Consider the following 21,027-nt stretch of genomic DNA (forward strand, 5'->3'; position numbering starts at 1 on the left):
TCGCCGTCAGCGGATCAGCGCCCCAGCAGCGAGCCCATCGGCACGAAGTCAGCGAACTCGTCGTCCAGGCCCACCGCGACGGTGCGCGCGGGGGCGGCGGGGCCCGCGGGGGTCCCGGCGGCGTCGGCCGCGTCACCGCCGTCGGCCCCGGAGGTCCCCGCGACCAGCAGCAGCAGCTCCCGGGCGGCGCGGCGGATCCGCGCGGCGAGCGGCTGCTCGTCGCCCTGGCCCTCGGTGTCCGCGCCGAAGTCCGCGGAGGCCGCGAACACGGCCGTCGGCGCGAGCTCCGCCTTGAGGGAGGCGAACATCGGGCGCAGGGCGTAGTCGATCGCGAGGGAGTGGCGGGCGGTGCCGGCGGTCGCGCCGAGCAGCACGGGCCGGCCGTTCCAGATCTCCTTGTCGACGGCGTCGACGAACATCTTGAACAGGCCCGACGGGCCGATGTTGAACACAGGGGTCACGGCGATGACGGCGTCCGCCCGGCGCACCGCGTCGATCACCGGGGACAGCCGCTCCCCGGGGAAGCGGGTGAGCATCAGGTCGGTGATCTCGTGGGCGTGCTCGCGCAGCTCCACGACGACGGTGGAGACGGGGCGATGGCCGGCCTCCGCGGTGACGGCGCGGGTGAGCTCGTCCGCGAGCATGCGGGTCGAGCTGGGCGTGGAGAGCCCGGCGGAGAGCACCACGAGCCGCAGCGGCTCGACGGTGGCGTCAGGAGCGGTGCTGGTCGGGGTGGTCATCGACGTCCCTCCTTCGCGTCCTCGGCGCGCAGGCCGGTCCAGTTGTCGCCGGTCTCGAACTTGTAGGTCGCGTCGAACGCACCGCGCTCGGCCTCCGCCGCCGCGACGAGCGAGGCGTGGGTGGGGGCGTCGGGCACGGTCGCGGGGCGGCGGGCGTCGAGCTCCTTGCGCAGCACGGGCACCACCTCGGTGCCCAGCAGCTCGATCTGCTCGAGCACCGTCTTGCGGGGCAGGCCCGCGTGGTCGAGCAGGAACAGCTGGCGCTGGTAGTCGCCCACGTGGTCCGCCATGGTCAGGTAGCGCTCGATGACCTGCTCCGGGGAGCCGACGACGAGCGGGGTCTGCCGCGTGAAGTCCTCCATCGAGGGGCCGCCGCCGTAGACGGGGGCGTTGTCGAAGTAGGGGCGGAACTCGGTGATCGCGTCCTGCGAGTTCTTCCGCATGAACGCCTGGCCGCCGAGGCCCACGATCGCCTGGTCGGCGGTGCCGTGGCCGTAGTGCTCGAAGCGCTCGCGGTAGAGCTGGACCATCTGCTTCGTGTGGGTGATGGGCCAGAAGATGTTGTTGTGGAAGAAGCCGTCGCCGTAGTACGCGGCCTGCTCGGCGATCTGCGGGGAGCGGATCGAGCCGTGCCACACGAAGGGGGCGACGCCGTCGAGCGGGCGCGGTGTCGAGGTGAACTGCTGCAGCGGGGTGCGGAACTGACCCTCCCAGTTCACGACGTCCTCGCGCCACAGGCGGTGCAGCAGCTCGTAGTTCTCCACGGCGAGCTCGATGCCCTTGCGGATGTCCTGGCCGAACCAGGGGTAGACCGGGCCGGTGTTGCCGCGGCCCATGACGAGGTCCACGCGCCCGTCCGTGAGGTGCTGGAGCATCGCGTAGTCCTCGGCGATCTTCACCGGGTCGTTGGTGGTGATCAGCGTGGTCGCGGTGGAGAGGATGATCTCGCGGGTCTTCGCGCCGATGTACGCGAGCGTCGTGGTGGGGGAGGAGGTCACGAAGGGCGGGTTGTGGTGCTCGCCGAGGGCGAAGACGTCCAGGCCCACCTGCTCGGCGAGGGTCGCCTCCTCGACCATGAGCGCGAGCCGCTCGTGCTCGGTGGGGACGCGCCCGGTGGTGGGGTCCGGGGTGATGTCGGCGATGGTGAAGATTCCGAACTGCATGATGCGCTCCTGACGACTCGTCGTGTGCCGTCGGTGGGAGGGCCGTGCCGCGGTGCCGCGGGTCTGCGGTGCCGTGGGCGGCGCCCCTCCGACTGATAGTTCGAAATTAAACTACTTTGAGGGTGTGCGCAAGCCCCTGTGGCGCCGGTCGCCCGCAGGGGTGCCCGGGACCTCGCGGACGAGACCGGGGCACCCCTGCGGATCGAGCTCAGGCGACCTCGTCGAGCGGGGCCTTCCAGGCGTTGCACGCGGCCAGGTCGCCGTCGGCCTCGAGGCCCTTCTTGATCCAGCGGGCGTGGGTCTCCGCGGTGACCGCGGGGCCGTCCTGCCAGGTCTTCGGGTCGGAGAGGATGCCGCGCACCGTCTCGCTGGGCTGCGCGGCGGTCGGGACGCGCATCGACATCAGGCTCGCCACGCAGATGTTCTGCGAGGCGTAGCGGCGCTTCGCCTCCGCCTGGCGGTCGGGATCGTCCTCGAGGCCCTGGGACATCTGGCTGTAGTAGATGCCGATCGTGCTGTCCCACCAGCCCGCGTTCACGTAGCTGTAGGAGAGGTCCCACAGGTAGGCGGTGGAGAGCTCCGCCTCGTCACCCACCGCGCCCGAGGCGCCCATCTCGTGGGCGATGCCGGAGCCGGAGGGCCAGTAGATCGTCCCGTCGATGTTGCACACGCGCGGGGTCTCCGCGTCGAAGGTGTCCGGCTCGCACACGGCGCTCGAGGGGACGTCCGGGTGCTTGTAGACCACGAGCGAGCGGTTCGACCACGGGAGCTCGCGGTCCGAGCTCGCCGTGGACCACACCGAGCTCAGGCAGCCGCCCGCGGCGTCGAGCGTGGCCTGCAGCTGCTCGTCGGAGGGCTCCTTCGGCGTGCCCGGCAGCTCACAGCTGCCGATCGTGCTCACGGTGCCGGAGGTCATCGGGTTGTCCTCGAGGATCGACCAGATCTCGTCCGGGGTCTTGAGCGACTCGCCGTAGGGATCGGCCGGCTCGAAGGCGGCGCCCTCGGAGGATCCGGAGACCGTGGGGGCCTCCGTCGTCGCCTCCGTGGTGGGCTCCTCCGTGGGGCTCCCGGAGGTGGTCGGGGCGGCCGTGGGATCGTCGCCCCCGACGCTGCGGTTCAGCAGCACGGTCGCGGTGATGATGCCGATCCCGAGGAACAGCGCGAGCACGCAGCCGATCGCCACGAGGATCAGCGGCCACTTCTTGCGCGGCGGCGTCGGCGGCTGCGGCGCACCGTAGGCGGGGGAGCCGCCGTACGGGCCGCCCTGCGGCGCCCCGCACGGGGACGGCTGCCCCCATGTCGGTGGCTGCTGCGGGGACGGCTGCTGCGGCGCGGGACCCCACCCGCCCTGCTGGCCGGGCTGCTGGCCCTGAGCCTGCTGGCCCGGCTGCTGGGACCAGCCCTGCTGGCCCTGCGGGTTCTGGCCCCAGCCCTGCTGCGACGATCCGTCCTGAGAGGACGGCCCTTGGCCGCCCCAGCCCGACTGCGACATCCTTGCCCCCGTGATTCGTCGATTCCGGCGTTCGCGGAAGGATATCCGGGCCTGTCGCGCAGGTCACCGTCGCCGCGCAGATGGAGACCGGATGGTGACCCGGGGACGTAGTGCCCCCCGCGGGCGATGGTCCGATTCCGTTCCCTCGCAGGCACCGATCCGGGACGGAATCGGACCATCGCCGCGCATGTGCGCAGGCGGGGCGGACATGCAGATCGCCCCGGATCCGCAGTGCGGGTCCGGGGCGATCATTCGGCGGAGGATGGGGGATTTGAACCCCCGAGGGCTTGCACCCAACACGCGTTCCAGGCGTGCGCCATAGGCCGCTAGGCGAATCCTCCAGTGCTCGTAAGAGCAGGCATCAGCGTACCCGAAGCCCGGGGCGGGGGCGAACCGGGCGGGCGCAGGTCACATCCGCGCCGCCGTCGGCCGCCGCTCGCGCCGCCCCGCGCTCAGATCTCGTACTCGATCAGCTGGTGGTAGGCGCGGTTGCGGTACACGAGCGGCTCCGCGTCGAACACCTGCGCGCGATCCGCGGCGACGAGCACCAGGTGGCTGCCGCCCGCCGGGACGCGCTGCAGCACGTGCCCGCTGATCCAGCCGGAGGTGCCGCGCAGCACGGGCTCCCCGGTGGGCAGCTGCTGCCAGTCCGCCTGGGCGAAGCGGTCCACGCCGGAGGTCGCGAACACGGTGGAGACCTGACGCTGGTCCGCCGCGAGCAGGTTGATCGTCACCGACTCCGCCCGGGAGACCGCGGGCCACGAGGAGGACGTGTCGTTGATCGAGAAGGCGAGCACCGCCGGCTGCGCGGAGACCGAGATGACGGAGGTCGCGGTGAAGCCGACGGGCACGCCGTCGTCCAGCAGGGTGACGACGGCGACGCCCGCCGGGTGACGGCGGAACAGGGCGCCGAAGCTCTCCCGGTCCAGGGCGCCGTCCAGCGGCGCGGCCTCGGCGGGATGGGCGACGTCGCGGTCCGGCTCGGACGGATGGGGCGCGGTGGTCATCGGTTCTCCTCGGGTGCTCCGTGGAATCGGGTGCCGTGCGGACACGAGATGCAGGGGTCGACACGGGACCCGTCGACAGGGGGCGTTCCGTCGACAGTAGGAGCGGCGCCGCGCCGCCGTCATGTTCGTGACGCCAGATGACCACATGCGTCCTGGGGCCCTCCGCTCAGGCGTGCACCGGACCGGTCGACGCCCGCACGTGCAGCACGGGGTCCACGACGCTCGAGGTGTCGTGGCTGCGGCCCTCGAAGCGCTCCCGCAGCATCCGTGCGGCGAGCCGCCCCATCTCGCCGCGCGGCTGGTGGACGCTCGTGAGGTGCGGGCGCACGGTGAGCGCGACCGCGGAGCCGTCGTAGCCCACGACGCTCAGGCGTCCGGGGACCTCCACCCCGAGGTCCGCCGCGCGGTGCAGCACGGAGACCGCGGCCATGTCGTTCGCGGTGAACACCGCGGTGGGGGCGTCCGCGTCGCCGCGGCGCACCGAGCGCAGCAGCGTCGTGATGCCGTCCTCCGCACGGTCCGGGCCGATCACCGTCGCCGTGCCCCGCAGCCCGCGCCGCTCCGTCTCGGCGAGGAAACCGGTGCGGCGGCCCGCCGGGCCCGGGCGCGAGGAGAGGGTCACGTGCGCGAGGCGGCGGTGCCCGAGCTCGACGAGGTGGCGCACCGCGAGCGCCGCACCGGCCTCGTCGTGCGTGCGCACCGCGTCCGTGCCGGGCACCGCGTCCTGCATCCGCCCGATCACCGTCACGGGGACCACCTGCACGGCCCGCTCGAGGGCCGACGGCCGCAGCCACGTCGTCACCGCGACGATGCCGTCCACGCCGAGGTCCAGCAGGCGCTGCAGCTGCGCCTCGAGGTGCTCGGGGTCTCGCCGCCCGTGCGCGATGACGACGCCGAGGCCCAGCGCATCGGCCTGCCCCTCGATGCCCGCGATGACGTCCGTGTGGTACGGGTTCCCGAGGTCCGTGGGGAGCACGCCGATCAGCCCGCTGCCCCGCCCGCGACGGCGATAGCCCAGGTGCCGCGCGGCCTCGAGCACCCGCAGCCGCGTCCCCCGGGAGACGCCGGGGCGGTCGTTGAGCGCCATCGAGGCGGAGCCGGGGGAGACGCCCGCGGCCCGGGCGACCTGCGCGAGCGTGGGCCGGGAGGAGCGGGGGTCGAGGGTCATGCCCCGATCTCACACCAGCGGGAGTCCTGGTCAGAGCCGGGTCTGAAGAGTTTCAGCACTCCTGGCCGAACGGTGGGCGACGGTTCATCCGCTGTTCACGATCGGACCGCGCGGCCTCCGTAGCGTCGGAGATGCCGATCGGGACCCGCCCCTCGGCCCCGCCCCGAGGAGCCCCGTGTCCACTACGACCCGACCCGCCGCGACCGACGCCGACCCGACGGACGCCGCCGCGCTCGCCGCCGTCGATCCCGCGACCGCCCTGCCCGCGCCCCGCGCCCTGCTGCTCGACTTCGGCGGCGTGGTCGTGACGACGACCCCGCGGGCCGGCTGGGCGCGCGAGCTCGCCGCCGAGGTGGTCCGGCGCGCTGAAGCGATGGGCCTCGCGGCGGAGCAGGGCGAGGTCGAGGCCTCGCTGCGGGCGGGGCGCACCGCGCTCTCGCTGTGGAAGAACGCCTCCTCCCGCCGCCCCGAGCCGCGGGAGCTCACCGCCCGCGAGATCGTCGCCGAGATGCTGCTCGCGGATCTCCCCGACGCGCTCCGCCACGGCCTCGCCCTCGAGGCGGGGGAGCTGCTCGAAGCCATGGCGCCGATCGTCGCGGACCACCACGTGCGCCCCGGCATCCCCGCCCTGCTCGAGGCCGCGCGCGAGCACGGCGTGCGCCTCGCGATCGTCTCCAACGCCCACTCCGGCCGCGCCCACCGGGCGATCCTCGCCGAGGCCGGCCTCGCGGACGCGTTCGCGGTGCAGATCTACTCCGACGAGGTCGGCATCCGCAAGCCGCACCCGGGCATGCTCCACCTCGCCGGTGAGGCGCTCGGCGTGCGCCCCGAGCAGGCCTGGTACGTGGGGGACACCTACGACCGCGACGTCGCCGCGGGTCGCCGCGCCGGGATCGGCGCCCTCGTCATCACGCGCGACCACCGCACCGACCACCCGCCCTTCGCCGTCACCGACCGCCCGGACCTCGAGCTCGACAGCCCCGAGGAGCTGCTCGCGCCGATGCTGCGGGCGCTGCGCGACGCGGCCGACGGCGGCTCCGCCTCCGTCGCGCCCTCCGCCTCCGCCGCCCCGTCGGCCGGCGCCCCGTCCGCCCTCGCCCCGGCGCCGGGCCGGCCCGCGCTGCTGCTCGACCACGGCGGCGTCATCACCCTCTCCACCCCCGCCCCCGACCGCTTCACCCGGATGGGGGAGCGGATCGCCGCCCTCGCCGCGCAGGTGGGCGTGCCGCTCGAGCCGTCCGAGGCGACGGCCGCCGTCGAGGCCGGCTGGGACCGCCACCGGGCCCGCAAGCACGAGCGGGACGCAGGAGGCGACGGCACCCACACCGAGATCCTCGCCGCCGAGCTCTGGGGCGACCTCGTGGGCCAGGACCTCCCCGCGGCCCTCCGCCCCGCGCTGCGGCTCGAGGCCGCGGAGCTCTCCCTCGCGCTGCACCGCGCGAAGTCCGAGCCCGCCCTGCGCCCCGGCGCCCTCGAGCTCATCACCTGGGCACGCGACCACGGGATCGTCGTCGGCATCGTCTCGAACACGATCTCCGGCCGCGGCGTGCGGGAGATCCTCGAGCGCCACGGGGTCGCCGCGATGATCGGCCCCGCCGCGTACTCGGACGAGGTCGGCGTGCGCAAGCCCGGCCGCGCGATCTTCGAGGCCGCGCTCGCCGGCCTCGAGACCCTCCCCGCCGACGTCGTCTACGTGGGGGACAAGGCCGTCAACGACGGCCGCGGCGGCACCGAGGCCGGCATCGGCGCCGTGTGCCTGCTGCGCGGCGGGAAGGACGAGGAGCCCGCCCTCGCCCGGGCCCTCGCCGTCGGCCACGCCGACCACGTCCTCGACTCCCCGGCGCAGGTGATCGACGTGCTCGCCGCGCGCCTCGCCCTCACCACCGCCACCGCCACCGCCCCCTGAGCTTCCCCTCCCCGCATCCGGTCCGCCCCACCCCCGAGGAGCACCCCATGTCCACCCAGGTCCCCCCGCGTCCCGCCGAGGACGAGCGCCGCGGCGCCCTCCGCGGCACCATCGACGGCATCCGCCGCACCGAGCTGTCCACCTCGCAGAAGCTCATGATCTTCGTGCTCTCGATGTCGCTGTTCGGGCTCTCGAACATCATCCTCGAGATCATCCCGGACCCCTCCATCGGCCCCGTCGACGTCTCCGTCTCCTACATGGTGTTCGTGCCGCTCACGGTCGCCGCCCTGTTCTCCCCGTTCTGGGCGGCGCTCGGTGCGCCGCTCGGCGAGATCGTCTTCACCGACCTGCTCATGGGCGACTTCTCCGGCCTCGCCGAGGTCGAGGGCTTCCTGCAGATGTTCCTCGCCGTGTTCATCGCCGGCTCCCTCGTGCGCAACCCCCGCTCCCGCGTGCAGATCGCGATCGCCTCGGTCGTGCTGGTGCTCGTGGACAAGGTGCTCTCCGCCGTCGTGGACCTCTCCAAGGTGTGGATCGGCGTCGAGGACGCCGAGCTCGTCGAGGGCCTGCCGCAGTCGATGCTCGCCCTCGAGACGATCGGCCTCGGCGTGGACGTGATCATGAGCGGCGTGCTGCTCGGCGCGATCCCCGCCATGTGGCTGATCCCCGCCCTGCACGGGAAGATCGAGCCGCTCATGGGCATGCGCCCCCGCGTCCCCGGGGAGCCGATCCCCGGCGCCGCCCCGCGCACCCCGCTCCTCGTGGGCGGCGCGCTGCTGCTGAGCGTCGCGAGCTTCGGCTTCGCCTTCCTCGAGGCCTTCGACATCTCCGCCGGGGCCTTCGAGCCGGACTTCATCGACCGCTTCGGCAGCGGCTTCCTGCTCGTCGCCGTCGCCGCGATCGCCGTGGTGCTCACCGTCGCCGTGCTCCTGTTCCGGCTCTCGCGCCGGGCCGCCGAGACCGCCGGCTCCTGATCCGCTCGACCCCTCGCCATCGACCCCGGAGCGCCATGACCGCCCTGCCCCCGACCCTCGCCGTGCCGGCCCCCGCCGCCCCATCGGCCGACGCCGCGCCGCCCGCGATCGTCGTGAAGGACCTGTCCTTCCGCTATCCCGGCACGGACCGCGACGCCCTGCGCAACGTCGATCTCACGATCGAGCGCGGCGACTTCGTCGCGGTGGTCGGGGGCAACGGCTCCGCCAAGACCACCCTGTGCAAGACCTTCAACGGCCTCGTCCCGCACTACTGGAACGGCGACTTCGCCGGCGCCGTGCACGTGGACGGCGTGGACACCTGGGACTCCTCCGTCGCGGAGCTCTCGAGCCGCGTCGGCTACGTCTACCAGGACTTCCAGAACCAGCTCGTGCGCCCCACCGTGCGGGACGAGGTCGCCTTCGGGCCCCTGAACTTCGGCCACGCCGACCACCGCGAGCGCACCGAGGAGGCCCTCGCGGCGCTCGGCATCGCCCACCTCGCGGACCGCTTCGTCTGGCAGCTCTCCGGCGGTCAGGCCCACCTCGTCGCGCTCGCCGCGGTGCTCGCCCTGCGCCCCGAGGTGATCGTCGTCGACGAGCCCGTCGCGGAGCTCGACCCCGCCCGCGCCCGCGAGATCTACCTGCGCCTGCGGGAGCTGAACACGCGCCACGGCATCACCGTCGTCACCATCGAGCACCACGCCGAGTTCGTCGCCGAGTTCGCCCGCTCGGTGGTGCTCATGGCCGACGGCGCCCCCGTCTGGCACCTCCCCGTGCAGGAGGCGATGGACCGCCACGGCGACCTCCGCGCCCACGGCATCCCCGCCCCCGATGCGGTCGCGCTCACCGCGGCCGTCGGCGCGGAGCGGGTCGCCCTCGACGTCCCCTCCGCGGTCACCGTGCTGCGCGAGCACCTCCGGCCCGCGGCCGAGCGGAGCGGCCCGTCGGCCCCCGTCCCGGGCCCGGCTCCCGAGCCCGCCCCCGCAGAGGTTGTCGCGTCCCTGCGCGGGGTCAGCCACGGCTACCGGGGCGTGGACGGCTCCCTCTCGACCGTCCTCGACGACCTCTCCCTCGAGCTCCGCGCGGGGGAGCGGGTCGCGCTCGTGGGCACCAACGGCGCCGGCAAGTCCACGCTCATGCGCCTGCTGACCGGGCTGATCGTGCCCCGCGCCGGCACCGTCGCCGTGGACGGCATCGACACCCGCACCCGCTCCGCCTCCCTCCTCGCGGACCACGTCTCCTTCCTCGACCAGCACCCCCAGCGCATGTTCCTCAAGGACACCGTGCGCGAGGACGTCGCGCTCTTCCCGCGCGGTCGCAAGGTGCCCGACGCCGAGGCGATCGTGGACCGCATCCTCACCGAGGTGGGGCTCACCGAGCTCGCCGGGCGGGACGGCCGCACCCTCTCCGGCGGGCAGCAGCGCCGCTCGACCCTCGGCATCGGCCTCGCCATGCGGCCCCGCCTGCTGCTGCTCGACGAGCCCACCTCGAGCCTCGACATCCGCTCCCGCGACGACGTCACCGCCATGCTCGCCGCGCTCGCGGAGACCGTGCGCTGCGCCGTCGTCGCGACCCACGACATGGACCTCGTCGCCGCCTGGGCGACCCGCGTGATCGTCCTGGACCAGGGGCGCGTGCTCGCCGACGCCGCCCCGCAGGAGCTGTTCGCCCGGCGCGAGATCACCGGCCGCGCTCGCCTCACCCCGCCGCAGGCCGCCCGGATCGCCCTCGAGCTGGGCCTGGACCCGCTGCCGCTCACCGCGACGGCGCTGCGCGAGCACCTGCGCACCGTCGACGCCGATCCCACCCAGGAGCACTGATGGCCCGCACGACCCACGACGTCCTCAGCGTGGAATGGGTGCGCCTGGAGCTGCTGCGCACCGCCTACTCCACCCGCGGCGGCCTCTTCTCCCGCATGGACCCGCGCGTGGTCCTCGCCTGGTACCTGCTCATGGCGCTCGCCCCCTGGTTCACCCATTCCACCGGGGTGCTCGCCCTGCTCTTCGCGCTCGGCGCGGTCTCCGTGGCCCTCGCCCGGGTGGGCCCGCTCGTGCTGGGCCTGTTCCTCATCGGTCTGCTGGGCAACGTCGTGGGGCTGTTCGCCGCCTCGTTCCTGTTCGGCGGGGACCTGGGCACCCTCGTGGCGCTCGCGGAGCTGAACCTCAAGCTCGGCGCCGTGTCCATGGCCTCGATGGCGGCGTTCGTGTCCCTGGACCCGGAGAAGCTCTCCGACGCGCTGCTGTGGTTCCGCGCCCCGGAGCTGCTCGCCTTCGGCGTCTCCTACGGCTACCGCATGCTGCCGATCCTCGTGGACGAGTACGTGACGGTCTTCGAGGGGCAGCGCCTGCGCCACGCCCCCGTGGAGCGGCCGGGCCTGCTGGGATGGCGCGTGATCCTGCAGTGGTGCACGCTCGCGGTCACCGCGTTCTACCCGATCATGCTCAACACGGCGAAGAACGTGCGCACCACGGTCGAGGCCCTCGAGACCCGCGGCTTCACCTACGCCGCCGCGAACCCTGTGGGCCGGCGCCTGCGCCTGGCCTCCCTGCGCACCGCAGGCCTCGACTGGGTGGTGCTCGTGGTGAGCGTCGTGGCGGTGCTCGCCGCCTACCGGCTCGGGGCGCTGCTGCCCTTCTGAGCCCGTGCGCGGTCCCGACGCAGAAGGAGGACGTGAGGAGCACGCGCCCCGTCATGCACAGGGCAGGTGCTCCTCACGTCCTCCGTGGTGCGGCGGCGCCGGAACCGGTCGCGGCCGAGGGTCAGTCCTCGGTCGCCTCGGGGTGGCGCACGATGTTGACGACGGCGGCGACGAGGCCGCCCCAGACGGTGACGATCGCGATGATCATCATGACGACGGCGGATGCGGACACGGGGTCCTCCTTCGGTCGGAGCGGGGAGAGCGGGCGGAGCGGGACGGTCAGACGCGGCCCGCGGGGGAGCGCAGCTCGTGGGGGGTGGCGGCGTCGGCGCGGGCCTCGAGGCCCTGCCCGGCCACGACCTCCGGGGCGATCGGGTCGCCGTCGGAGTCGTCCTTGAACAGGTTCGAGGTCGCGGGCCACGGCAGCAGCGACAGGACGATGCCCGCCACGAGCAGCGCGAGCGCCATCAGCCAGCCGAACACGACGATGAACCAGCCCGGGTACCCCGAGTAGGTGGTGGGCGAGGTGACCAGCGAGATCGTCGAGGAGACCAGCGAGACGCCCAGGACGACCGGTGCGATCAGGCCCACGCACACGAGCCACCAGCGGCCGATCGGGAAGGTGCCCCGATGGTCGAGGTGGTCGCGCAGGGTGGGCAGACCGCGCACCACATAGGTGACCACGATCGTGGAGACCAGCGCCGCTGCGACGATGCCGTACTCGTTGACCCACTTGTCCAGCACGTCCAGCAGGGGCATGCCCATGGTCGTGGAGAACAGGGCCGTGGAGACCACCGCGAGCGGCACGCACACCCACAGCGTGGAGGAGATGCGGGAGAGCCCGAACTTGTCCTGGATCGCGGCGATGACGACCTCGACGATCGAGATCAGCGAGGTGAAGCCGGCGAGCACGAGCGAGCCGAAGAACAGCACGCCGATGAGCGCGCCCGCGGGCGCCTCGGAGATGATCGCCGGGAAGGCGATGAACGCGAGGCCGATCCCCGAGGAGACCACCTCGGAGACCTGCACGCCCTGCGCCTGCGCCATGAAGCCGAGCGCGGAGAACACGCCGATGCCGCACAGGATCTCGAAGCCCGAGTTCGCGAAGCCCACCACGAGGCCGGAGCCCGTGAGGTCGGTCCGCTTCTTGAGGTACGAGGAGTAGGTGAGCATGATGCCGAAGGCGACGGACAGCGAGAAGAAGATCTGGCCGTAGGCGGCGACCCACACGCCCGGGGAGAGCAGCGCGGCCCAGTGCGGGCGGAACAGCGCCTCGAGGCCGTCGATCGCGCCGGGCAGGAACAGTGCCCGGATCACGAGGATGACGAACATGATCACGAGCAGCGGGATGAACACGACCGAGCTCGCGGAGATGCCCTTCTGCACGCCGAGCGCCATGACGACGATCGTCGCGATCCACACGACGACCATCGACACCAGCACCGCGGGCACCACGTCGAAGGAGATGTGCACGTCCGTGCCGGAGAGGGCCTGCGTGTACTGGCCGAAGAAGGCGTTCGGGTCATCGCCCCAGCGCTGGTCCAGCGAGAAGATCATGTAGTTCGTGGCCCACGCGAGGATCAGCGCGTAGTACAGCGCGATGACCAGGGCGATGAGCACCTGCCACCAGCCGATGAACTCGGTCCAGCGGCGGAACCGGCGCCAGGCCGCGGGGGCGGATCCGCGCCAGCGGTGGCCGATCGCGTAGTCGAGGAAGAGCAGCGGGATGCCGGCCGTGAGCAGGGCGACGAGGTACGGCAGGATGAACGCGCCGCCGCCGTTCTCGTAGGCCACGGCGGGGAAGCGCCAGATGTTGCCGAGGCCCACGGCGGAGCCGATGGCCGCGAAGATGAACGAGGTGCGCCCCGAGAAGGCGCCGCGGTCGGCGCGGCGGGCGCCGGCCTCGGCGGGTGCGGGGGAGTGTGCGCTCAAGGAGATCGCCTCCGGATGATCTGCGCCCGCGGGCGCAGGAGGAACAGGGACGGGGATGCGGCGCCGCTCTCGCGGATCGCGCGGGCCCTGCCCGGGGGCAGGGTCGTGGGCCGACGGGGGCGTCGGCGGGCCGCGGGGACCGTCGGGCCGGGGTGTGGTCCGGACGGGGGAGCGGCGGGCGGCCGGGGTGTGGCCGTGGGGGAATGCTAGTGCCCCGGCGCGCCCGCCGCCCGGTCAGGACTCCGGCGGCGGGGGCGGGACGGGTGCGCCGACGGGCGGCGCGACCCGCGGGTGGGCGGTGGCGCCGGTGGTGGCGGAGCCCGTCGACCGGTCGCTCGGCGCGGCCTGAGCGCCGGAGGTCGCACCCTCGCCGGCCGCGCCGCGCGCCGGGGCGGGGTCCCAGCCGGCGTCCACCACACGACGCTGTACGAGCAGGGCGGCGCCGAGGATCGCGGCGCCGATGAGCACGAGCAGCACGATGCCGCTCACCACGCCGGTGCGGGCTCCGTAGCCGATGAGGATGCCGAACCAGCCGAAGTCCGTGTCGCCGAAGGTCGTGTTCGCCGAGCCGAAGCTGCCGAGCACCTTGAGCAGCAGCGCGGGCAGGAAGGTCACGAGCAGGCCGTTGACCAGGCCACCCGCGACCGCGCCGCGCCGGCCGCCGGTCGCGTTGCCGTACACGCCGGCCGCGCCGCCCGTGAAGAAGTGGGGCACGAGGCCCGGCAGCACGAGCGCGAGGCCCAGGGCCGGGCCGAGCCACACGCCGAGCAGCAGCAGGCCCAGCAGTCCGCCCGCGAAGCTCGAGAGGAAGCCGATGAGCACGGCGTTCTGCGCGTACGGGAACACGATCGGGGCGTCGAGCGCGGGGATCGCCCCGGGGACGACCTTCGCGGCGATGCCCTGGAAGGCGGGGACGAGCTCGCCGAGGATCGTGCGCACGCCGAAGAGGATCACGGCGACCGCGATGCCGAACTGGAGGCCCTGGGTCACGGACTGCATGAGGTAGTTGCCGATGCCGGTGGCGCCGTTCTCGAAGGCGCCGAAGGCGGTCTCCTGGCCGGCGCGCACCACGTACAGCACGGCGACCACGACGTACATGAGCACCATCGACAGGGCCGTCGCGACCATCGAGTCACGCAGGAAGCGCAGCCCCTCGGGGACGTGGATGTCCTCCGTCGAGCGGCTCCTCCCCTTGGGGTCCACGAGCCGGCCGACGGCGCCCGCGGCGATGTAGCCGGCGGTGCCGAAGTGGCCGATCGCGATCGAGTCGTCACCGGAGACGCGGCGGGTCCAGGGCTGGGCGAGCGCGGGCAGGGACACCATGAGCACGCCCAGCAGCACCGCGCCGAGCACGACCACCACGGGCGAGGGCATGCCCGCGGAGGCCATGACGATCGTGATGAGGGTGGCCATGAACAGCAGGTGGTGGCCGGTGAGGAAGACGTAGCGCAGGGGCGTGAAGCGGGCCAGCAGGATCGCGACCACGAAGCCCAGGATCATGAGCCAGGAGACCTGCGCCCCGAACTCCTCCTGGGCGATGCCGGCGATCGCCTCGTTCGTGGGGACGACGCCCTGGGCGCCGAGCGCGCCCTGGATCATCGCCCCGAGCGGGGTGAGGGAGGCGCTGACGAGGGTCGCGCCGGCGCCGATGAGCAGGAAGCCGAGGACGGCCTTGATGGCGCCGCCGGCGACCTGGCCGACGCTGCGGCGCAGGGCGATGAGGCCGATGGCGGTGATGATGCCGATGAGATAGGCGGGGACGCTGAGGATCTCGTTGACGAGGAACTGGGCGATCGCGACGAGGACGGTCACGAGGGAGCCTCCGATGCTGCGGTGGGGACGGGGGAGAAGGAGGGGTCAGACGGCGTAGAGGCGGCGCAGCGCGGCGTCGACCTCCGCGGTCGAGGTGAAGTTCTCGATCACCTCGACGGGCACGCCGACCTCACCGAGGGTCTGGGCGATCGCGCCGGAGGTGAGGATCGCGTCCGCCTCCTTGGCGCGGCCCTTCGCGGAGATCGTGTCCGTCGCCTCGACGGAGAGCAGCGAGCCCCAGCCCCAGGTGCCGAGCACGGTCTCCGCCGTGTTCTTGAGGAACAGGCTCGTGCCCAGACCGTTGCCGCACACGGTGAGCAGCAGGTTCTTCGAGGGGACCGTCGGCTCGTCGGGGTCGACCGTGGCCGACTCGGTGGCGGTCGTGGCGGCCGCGGCCGACGGGGCCGAGGCGGTGGGGCGCTCCGCGCCGAGCACCGCGAGAACCTGCTCCGGGGTCGCGGCCTCGTCGAGCGCCGCGCGGCGCGCGGGATCCGCGAGGATCCCCGCGAGGGCCGCGAGCGCCTGCTGGTGGGCGGAGGGGTCCGCGGCGGCGAGGGCGACGACCAGCGTGACCGGATCGTTGCTCTCGTGTCCGAAGACGATCGGGGCCTGCGGGCGCAGCACCGACATCGCGGTGCGGTGCACGGAGGCGTCGGGCCGGGCATGGGCGAGCGCGAAGCCGGGGGCGATGACGATGTACGGGCCGTGCTCCTCGACGCTGCGGATCATCGCCGCGGTGTACGCAGGATCCACGGCGCCCGTGGACTCGAGCAGGGCGCCGGCGGCGGTGATCACATCGCGCCAGGTCGCGGCGGGGTTCTGGAGGCTGATCGCGGCGGGGTCGACGAGATCGCTCAGTTGGGACACGAGACTCTCCTCGGGGACGGAGCGGGACGGGCGGCGGGCCGAGGGGACCGGCCCTGGGGGACGCCCGCGCCGAGTGTAGGACCGCGCCGCGGCCCGCGTCGTCGGCGGTGCCGGGGGAGGAGACCGACCCGACGGACGGCCCGCCCGCGCGGGCCCCGCGAGCGCATCCGCCCAGCTCCGCGGCCCCCGTCCAGGGAACCTCTCGGGAACGGCGCGTGACCTGGCCGGGAACCGATACGTTGGAGCGCATGTCCTCCCATCGCGCGCCCCACGACGAGGCGACCCCCACCACGCCCTCGCACGCCTACCTCGACCAGCTCCACGAGGAGCAGGCCGCGGCCGTCGCCACCGAGCGCCACCCCGGCTCCGCCTTCGCCGGCGCGCCCGCGGCGCTGCTGACCCGCCTCGAGCAGGCAGTCGAGGCGGATTCTGGCGCGATGGTGGACCTCATGCTCGACCTCGCCGCGCACCCCGAGGTCGCCTTCGAGGAGCACCGCTCCGCCGCCGCGATCGTCGCGATCCTCGCCGAGCACGGGATCGAGGCGCAGCTCGGCGTGCACGGCCTGGACACCGCGATCCGCGCGGAGATCCACGGCGAGGGCGAGGGGCCCACGCTCGCCGTGCTCTCCGAGTACGACGCCCTGCCCGGCGTGGGCCACGGCTGCGGCCACAACGTCATCGCCGTCATGGGGCTCGGGGCCTTCCTCGCGATCCATGCGCTCGCACAGGAGGACCCGTCGGCCGTCCCTGGCACCGTCGTCTACCTCGGCACGCCCGCCGAGGAGGGCCACACCGGCAAGGAGTACATGGCCCGCGAGGGCGCCTTCGACGGCCTCGACGCCGCAGTCATGGCGCACGGCTACCCCGCCTACGACCTCGCCGACCAGGTGTGGCTCGGCCGGCGCACCCTCAAGGTCACCTTCCACGGGCACACCGCCCACGCCTCCGCGCAGCCCTTCATGGGGCGCAACGCCCTGGACGGCGCGAGCCTCATGTACCAGGGCGTGGGCCTGCTGCGGCAGCAGACGCCGCCGTCGGACCGCCTCCACGCGATCATCACCGAGGGCGGGGACCGCGCGAGCGTCATCCCGGACACCGCCGTCGTCGAGATGTACGTGCGCTCGCAGCGGCCCGAGACCCTCAAGGACCTCTCGCGCCGCGTCGAGGACGTCGCCCGCGGCGCCGCGCTCATGGCCGGCGTGGGCGTGAGCATCGACTGGGACGAGCACCCGCCCTCGCTGCCCGTGCGCACCAACCAGGCGCTCACCGGCCGCTGGGTCGAGTCGCAGCGCCGCCGCGGCCGCGACCCGCTGCCGCTCGGCGTGGTGTCCCCCTCGCTCGCCGCCTCCACGGACTTCGGCAACGTCAGCTACCGCCTGCCCGGCATGCACCCGCTGATCCAGACCTCCGACGCCGAGGCCGCCCTGCACACGCGCGAGTTCGCCGTCCAGTCCACGGGGCCGATCGCGCGCGCCGCCGCGGCCGACGGCGCCTACGGCCTCGCCGCGACGCTGCTCGACGTGCTCCACGACCCGGCGCTCGCGGCGGAGGTCGCCGGCGAGTTCGCGGCGGCCGGCGGCGCGATCGACGTGCCCTCCTACTTCGACTGACCCCGTCCCTCTCCTCTCCCCGTCCCCGACGCCCGTCTGGAGCCCTCCTCATGAGCACCGCCACGACGCCCACCGGCCGCCCGCCCCTCACCGACCGCTTCCTCGGCGGGGTCGAGCGGCTCGGGAACAAGCTCCCCGAGCCGTTCATGCTGTTCCTCATCCTCTTCGCGATCACCGGCATCGTCTCGACCGCCATGGCCGCGGCCGGGGTCACCGTCTCCGTGCCCGGCGCGGAGGAGGCCACGGTCATCAAGGGGCTGTTCACCGCGGAGGGCCTCACCTGGCTCACGAGCAACCTCGGGGAGAACTACATCGGCTTCCCGCCGCTGAAGACGGTCATGCCGATCCTGCTCGCGATCGGCGTGGCCCAGCACTCCGGCATGCTCGCCGCGATCATCCGCAAGACCTTCGGCTCCTCGCCGCGCTGGATGCTGCCGTACGTCGTGGGCTTCGTCGGCGTCATCTCCTCGATCATGGCGGACTCCGCCTTCGTGGTCGTCCCGCCGCTCGCGGCGCTCGTGTTCAAGGCCGCGGGACGTCACCCGGTCGCGGGCCTGCTCGGCGGCTTCGCCGCGGCGGGCGCCGGCTACTCCACGAACATCTTCCCCACCAGCCTCGACGCGCTCTTCGCGGGCATCACCACCTCCGTGATGGAGTCGCTGCCGGGCCTCGGCGCGACCCCGGTGAACCCGGTCTCGAACTGGTGGTTCAACATCGCCTCCTCGCTCGTGCTGGGCCTCGTCGCGGGCGTCGTCATCGACCGGGTGCTCGAGCCGCGGCTCGTGCGCACCGACGTCCCGCGCGACGAGACCGTGGAGGACGCCGAGTCCGGGAGCGGCGGGACCGACGCGGAGCAGATGCGCGCCGCCCTCAGCCCGCGGGAGAACAAGGGCCTGCTCGTCGCCGTCCTCGCCGGCGTGGTGCTCACGGCCGTGGTGCTCGTGGCGACGCTGGTCCCCGCCTCCCCGTGGCGCAACGAGGAGGGCGGCTTCCTGCCCTCCTCGCCGCTGCTGGACTCGATCGTGTTCCTCGTCTTCGCGTACTTCGTCGTGGTGGGGCTCGCCTACGGGATCGTCGTCGGCACGATCCGCTCGAGCGCCGACGGCGTGCGGATGATGACCGACGCCCTGAAGGAGATGCTCCCCTTCATCGTGCTCGCGTTCGTGCTGGGGCAGTTCATCGCCCTGTTCAACTGGTCCGGCATCGGCTCCTGGATCGCCGTGACGGGCGCCGCGGGCCTCGAGGGGATCGGCCTGACGGGCTTCCCCGCGATCATCGGGTTCATCCTGCTGGCGAGCTGCCTGAACCTCTTCATCATCTCCGGCTCGGGCATGTGGACGATCATGGCCGCGGTGTTCGTGCCGATGTTCGCGCTGCTCGGCTACGAGCCGGCGTTCACGCAGGCCGCGTTCCGCGTGGGCGACTCCGCCACCCAGGTCATCACCCCGATGAACCCGTACATGGTGGTGCTGCTGGGCATGCTGCGGAAGTACGAGCCCGCCGCGGGCCTCGGCACGATGTTCGCGCGCATGCTGCCCTTCGTGGTCCCGTTCTGGGTGGTGTGGACGGCGATCCTCGCGATCTTCTTCTTCACCGGTCTCCCGCTGGGCCCCGGCACCGGGATCATGCTCGGGGAGTGAGGCGGGAGAGCTGGAGGGGCCGACGGGCGCTGCCGAGGTCGCGCGCGGTCAGCGCAGGGCGAGGCGGAAGAGCCCGTGGGGCCGGCCGTAGGACACGACGGTGCCGATGCCCCCGCCGTCGGCAGCGCCCTCGGTGAAGCCGAGCTTCTGAAGCACGTGCGCGGAGGCGGGGTTCGCCGCATCCACGAGGGCCACCACCTCGCGATGGCCCAGCTCCCTTGCCGCCTCGAGGCAGGCCCGGGCGGCCTCGGTCGCGAGCCCCTGGCCCCAGCGGTCCCGACGCAGCGTGTAGCCCAGCTCGAGCCCGTGCTCGGTGAGCTCGAAACCTGCATCCCCGATCAGTGCGCCATCGGCCCTGTCGACCACCGCCCAGAATCCGAGGCCGTGCTCGCGCTGATGAGCGATGTAGGCGGCCACCATCGCGGCCGCCTCGTCGGCGTCGACCGCTCCGCCCTCACCCACATGCCGCATGACCTCGGCGTCCCCGTAGACGGCAGCCGCGGCGGGCACGTCCTGCACCGTGAAGGGGCGCAGCTCGAGGCGCGCGGTGCGGAGGGGGAAGCTCAGGCTCATGGGAGCAGTCTCGCCGGTGGAGGTCCCTGCGGACGAGCAGGTTCTTCTCGGGTTCCCGAACGCCCTGATCAGGTCGTGGGGGGGCGGGACCACCGTGGTCCCGTCCCGCCACCCCGGGGATCAGCCGACGATCAGGCCCCGGTCCTTCTGCAGCGCCTTCAGCAGCGCGGCGCGGCTGTATCCCTTGATCCCGATGCTCTTGGCGCGGCCAGGATCGGAGACCAGGATCCTCCCGGAGGAGTCCTTCCCCTTCGCCACGACGTAGTGCCCGTAGTTCGCCCCGGAGATGCCGAGCAGCTTCCCGTGGTTGACGTGCAGGATGGTCGTCTTCCCGGCGGCTGCGGCGTCGACCGCGGCGGCGAAGGTGACCTGCGAGCCGGACCCCTTGTTGGCCTTGATGCCGCGGGCCAGGTCGGTGAGGTCGGAGCCGACGTAGCTGACGCTCTTCTTCGTCGGCTGCCCGGCGGGGGAGAGACCGCAGGAGACGCGCATGTTCTGCACGACCTTCGCGTTGCCGGTGACCGATGCCCGGTATCCGCTCGGGGTCTTTCCGACGGCGACCAGCGCGATGACCGCGGCCGTCGGGCCGCAGTTCTCGGCGCTGAAATGTCCCGTGTCCATCTGGTCGATCACCACGAGCTTCCCCGACGAGGAGGAGGTCCCGACCACGCGGCGCACGCCGAGCTTCGACATGGTCAGCGCTCCGGATCGACCGTCGGCGACGAGACCCTTGGAGGACTGGTACTTCTTCACGGCGGCGACCGTGACGCTGCCGTAGTCGCCGTCGACGACGAGGCCCAGTGCCTTCTGCACGGCCTTGACGACCTTCACGAGCTCGGCCTGGGTGATCGATCCGGCGTTCCCGTCGACCACGAGGGCGCGGTCGGCCTGGAAGGACCTGATCGCGGCGATGGACATCGCGCCGAGTCGACCGTCGATCGCACCGCTGTAGTAGTAGAGGCCCCACAGCGACTTCTGGACGCCGGAGGTGGACAGCGCGTGGGCCGACGTGGGGACGATCAGCCCGCCGGCGGTGAGCAGGCCGGCGGCGCCGACGCCGCGGAACAGGGCGCGGCGGTCGAGCGCAGGGAGGGGGGACTTCGTCATGGCGGGGTCTCCGTCGATGTCGTGATCGGGCCGACGACCGGTTCGGGCGAACCGTGATCGGACCTCGATGCGTGAACTCCTGAAGCCTCGGTCGACGATCGCTCCCACCGACAGCACATCGGGGACTGTTCATCGAAACGCTACTGCCCCGTCATCAGGAGAACGGGACGGCCGCGCCCTCGAAGCGGCGCCGCGGCGGACGCCCGATCTCCACCGAAAGTCGGGTGCGCCCCGCGCCCTGCCCGGTGCAGGATGGGACGCCTTGTCGCGCGCCCCGCGCGGCGCCCACGGCTTCGAGGACAGGACCTGTCCTCAGCCCCTCCTACGCTCGGGACGGCGGGACGGCCCACCGCTCCCTCCCACGCCCCCGAACACCCCTCACTCGGACCCTCCACCCC

General features: G+C 73.1%; 17 protein-coding genes and 1 tRNA gene. 6 read left to right on the forward strand and 12 right to left on the reverse strand.

All coding sequences use genetic code 11. The annotated features are described in order from the left end of the window. Positions 1-14: 14 nt before the first annotated feature. The 6 genes from ABD080_RS06410 to ABD080_RS06435 all read right to left on the reverse strand — a co-directional run bounded on the left by ABD080_RS06410 (position 15) and on the right by ABD080_RS06435 (position 5,570). Positions 15-740, reverse strand: coding sequence for a CE1759 family FMN reductase (locus tag ABD080_RS06410; protein ID WP_343904091.1), 726 nt, complete (start codon positions 738-740; stop codon positions 15-17). Next, the gene (locus ABD080_RS06415) at positions 737-1,903 is read right to left on the reverse strand and encodes an LLM class flavin-dependent oxidoreductase (RefSeq protein WP_137769671.1); all 1,167 of its coding nucleotides are present in this window, start codon (positions 1,901-1,903) and stop codon (positions 737-739) included. The genes ABD080_RS06410 and ABD080_RS06415 overlap by 4 nt, the downstream gene beginning before the upstream one ends. 208 nt (positions 1,904-2,111) lie before the next feature. Then, complete coding sequence (locus ABD080_RS06420) at positions 2,112-3,395, reverse strand: hypothetical protein (protein WP_343904092.1); 1,284 nt, start codon at positions 3,393-3,395, stop codon at positions 2,112-2,114. Positions 3,396-3,651: 256 nt separating this feature from the next. After that, positions 3,652-3,736 (reverse strand) — tRNA-Ser (locus ABD080_RS06425). A 111-nt stretch (positions 3,737-3,847) separates the two neighbouring features. Next, on the reverse strand, positions 3,848-4,402 hold the full coding sequence (locus ABD080_RS06430) for a flavin reductase family protein (protein WP_343904093.1): 555 nt from the start codon (positions 4,400-4,402) through the stop codon (positions 3,848-3,850). A 166-nt stretch (positions 4,403-4,568) separates the two neighbouring features. Beyond that, positions 4,569-5,570 carry a LacI family DNA-binding transcriptional regulator gene (locus ABD080_RS06435; protein ID WP_343904094.1) on the reverse strand — a complete coding sequence of 334 codons (1,002 nt, stop codon included), beginning with the start codon at positions 5,568-5,570 and terminating at the stop codon, positions 4,569-4,571. 175 nt (positions 5,571-5,745) lie between these two features. Between ABD080_RS06435 and ABD080_RS06440 the strand changes: the two genes are divergently transcribed. Genes ABD080_RS06440 through ABD080_RS06455 form a run of 4 tightly spaced genes read left to right on the forward strand, consistent with a single transcriptional unit; the run spans position 5,746 to position 11,088 of the window. After that, positions 5,746-7,476: an HAD family hydrolase gene (locus ABD080_RS06440; RefSeq protein WP_343904095.1), complete on the forward strand. Its 1,731-nt coding sequence runs from the start codon at positions 5,746-5,748 to the stop codon at positions 7,474-7,476. Positions 7,477-7,523: 47 nt separating this feature from the next. Beyond that, a complete protein-coding gene (locus ABD080_RS06445; RefSeq protein WP_343904096.1) occupies positions 7,524-8,450 on the forward strand; it encodes a DUF8171 family membrane protein in 927 nt (308 codons plus the stop codon). A gap of 35 nt (positions 8,451-8,485) precedes the next feature. Further along, positions 8,486-10,270: an ABC transporter ATP-binding protein gene (locus ABD080_RS06450; protein WP_343904097.1), complete on the forward strand. Its 1,785-nt coding sequence runs from the start codon at positions 8,486-8,488 to the stop codon at positions 10,268-10,270. Further along, positions 10,270-11,088, forward strand: coding sequence for an energy-coupling factor transporter transmembrane component T family protein (locus ABD080_RS06455; protein ID WP_343904098.1), 819 nt, complete (start codon positions 10,270-10,272; stop codon positions 11,086-11,088). The genes ABD080_RS06450 and ABD080_RS06455 overlap by 1 nt, the downstream gene beginning before the upstream one ends. Positions 11,089-11,209: 121 nt before the next feature. Here ABD080_RS06455 and ABD080_RS06460 read toward each other — a convergent pair whose 3' ends face one another. From ABD080_RS06460 to ABD080_RS06475, 4 genes are all read right to left on the reverse strand, one after another. Further along, positions 11,210-11,320, reverse strand: a complete 111-nt coding sequence (locus ABD080_RS06460) for a methionine/alanine import family NSS transporter small subunit (protein ID WP_343904099.1) — start codon at positions 11,318-11,320, stop codon at positions 11,210-11,212. Between the two features lie 47 nt (positions 11,321-11,367). Further along, positions 11,368-13,020, reverse strand: coding sequence for a sodium-dependent transporter (locus ABD080_RS06465; protein WP_343904100.1), 1,653 nt, complete (start codon positions 13,018-13,020; stop codon positions 11,368-11,370). Positions 13,021-13,254: 234 nt separating this feature from the next. Further along, entirely contained in the window at positions 13,255-14,832 is a 1,578-nt protein-coding gene (gene ulaA / locus ABD080_RS06470; protein WP_343904101.1) for a PTS ascorbate transporter subunit IIC, read from the reverse strand. A 45-nt stretch (positions 14,833-14,877) separates the two neighbouring features. Next, a complete protein-coding gene (locus tag ABD080_RS06475) occupies positions 14,878-15,699 on the reverse strand; it encodes a PTS sugar transporter subunit IIAB (RefSeq protein WP_343904102.1) in 822 nt (273 codons plus the stop codon). 248 nt (positions 15,700-15,947) lie between these two features. Here ABD080_RS06475 and ABD080_RS06480 point away from each other — a divergent pair, with 248 nt between their 5' ends. Beyond that, positions 15,948-17,309, forward strand: coding sequence for a M20 family metallopeptidase (locus ABD080_RS06480; protein WP_343904103.1), 1,362 nt, complete (start codon positions 15,948-15,950; stop codon positions 17,307-17,309). 50 nt (positions 17,310-17,359) lie between these two features. Next, complete coding sequence (locus ABD080_RS06485; RefSeq protein WP_343904104.1) at positions 17,360-18,949, forward strand: AbgT family transporter; 1,590 nt, start codon at positions 17,360-17,362, stop codon at positions 18,947-18,949. 48 nt (positions 18,950-18,997) lie between these two features. Here ABD080_RS06485 and ABD080_RS06490 read toward each other — a convergent pair whose 3' ends face one another. Together ABD080_RS06490 and ABD080_RS06495 are read right to left on the reverse strand one after the other, a co-directional pair. Further along, positions 18,998-19,522 carry a GNAT family N-acetyltransferase gene (locus ABD080_RS06490; RefSeq protein ID WP_343904105.1) on the reverse strand — a complete coding sequence of 175 codons (525 nt, stop codon included), beginning with the start codon at positions 19,520-19,522 and terminating at the stop codon, positions 18,998-19,000. A gap of 120 nt (positions 19,523-19,642) precedes the next feature. Then, on the reverse strand, positions 19,643-20,629 hold the full coding sequence (locus ABD080_RS06495; RefSeq protein WP_343904106.1) for a peptidoglycan-binding protein: 987 nt from the start codon (positions 20,627-20,629) through the stop codon (positions 19,643-19,645). Between the last annotated feature and the right edge of the window lie 398 nt (positions 20,630-21,027).

It is taken from the genome of Brachybacterium rhamnosum (assembly GCF_039526185.1).
GTDB lineage: Bacteria > Actinomycetota > Actinomycetes > Actinomycetales > Dermabacteraceae > Brachybacterium > Brachybacterium rhamnosum.

Coding starts and splice junctions, on each gene's coding strand:
- ABD080_RS06435 (WP_343904094.1), bottom strand. CDS start 5,570: ATGACCCTCGACCCCCGCTCCTCCCGGCCCACGCTCGCGCAGGTCGCC.
- ABD080_RS06445 (WP_343904096.1), top strand. CDS start 7,524: ATGTCCACCCAGGTCCCCCCGCGTCCCGCCGAGGACGAGCGCCGCGGC.
- ABD080_RS06415 (WP_137769671.1), bottom strand. CDS start 1,903: ATGCAGTTCGGAATCTTCACCATCGCCGACATCACCCCGGACCCCACC.
- ABD080_RS06495 (WP_343904106.1), bottom strand. CDS start 20,629: ATGACGAAGTCCCCCCTCCCTGCGCTCGACCGCCGCGCCCTGTTCCGC.
- ABD080_RS06490 (WP_343904105.1), bottom strand. CDS start 19,522: ATGAGCCTGAGCTTCCCCCTCCGCACCGCGCGCCTCGAGCTGCGCCCC.
- ABD080_RS06485 (WP_343904104.1), top strand. CDS start 17,360: ATGAGCACCGCCACGACGCCCACCGGCCGCCCGCCCCTCACCGACCGC.
- ABD080_RS06480 (WP_343904103.1), top strand. CDS start 15,948: ATGTCCTCCCATCGCGCGCCCCACGACGAGGCGACCCCCACCACGCCC.
- ABD080_RS06450 (WP_343904097.1), top strand. CDS start 8,486: ATGACCGCCCTGCCCCCGACCCTCGCCGTGCCGGCCCCCGCCGCCCCA.
- ABD080_RS06410 (WP_343904091.1), bottom strand. CDS start 740: ATGACCACCCCGACCAGCACCGCTCCTGACGCCACCGTCGAGCCGCTG.
- ABD080_RS06430 (WP_343904093.1), bottom strand. CDS start 4,402: ATGACCACCGCGCCCCATCCGTCCGAGCCGGACCGCGACGTCGCCCAT.
- ABD080_RS06420 (WP_343904092.1), bottom strand. CDS start 3,395: ATGTCGCAGTCGGGCTGGGGCGGCCAAGGGCCGTCCTCTCAGGACGGA.
- ABD080_RS06455 (WP_343904098.1), top strand. CDS start 10,270: ATGGCCCGCACGACCCACGACGTCCTCAGCGTGGAATGGGTGCGCCTG.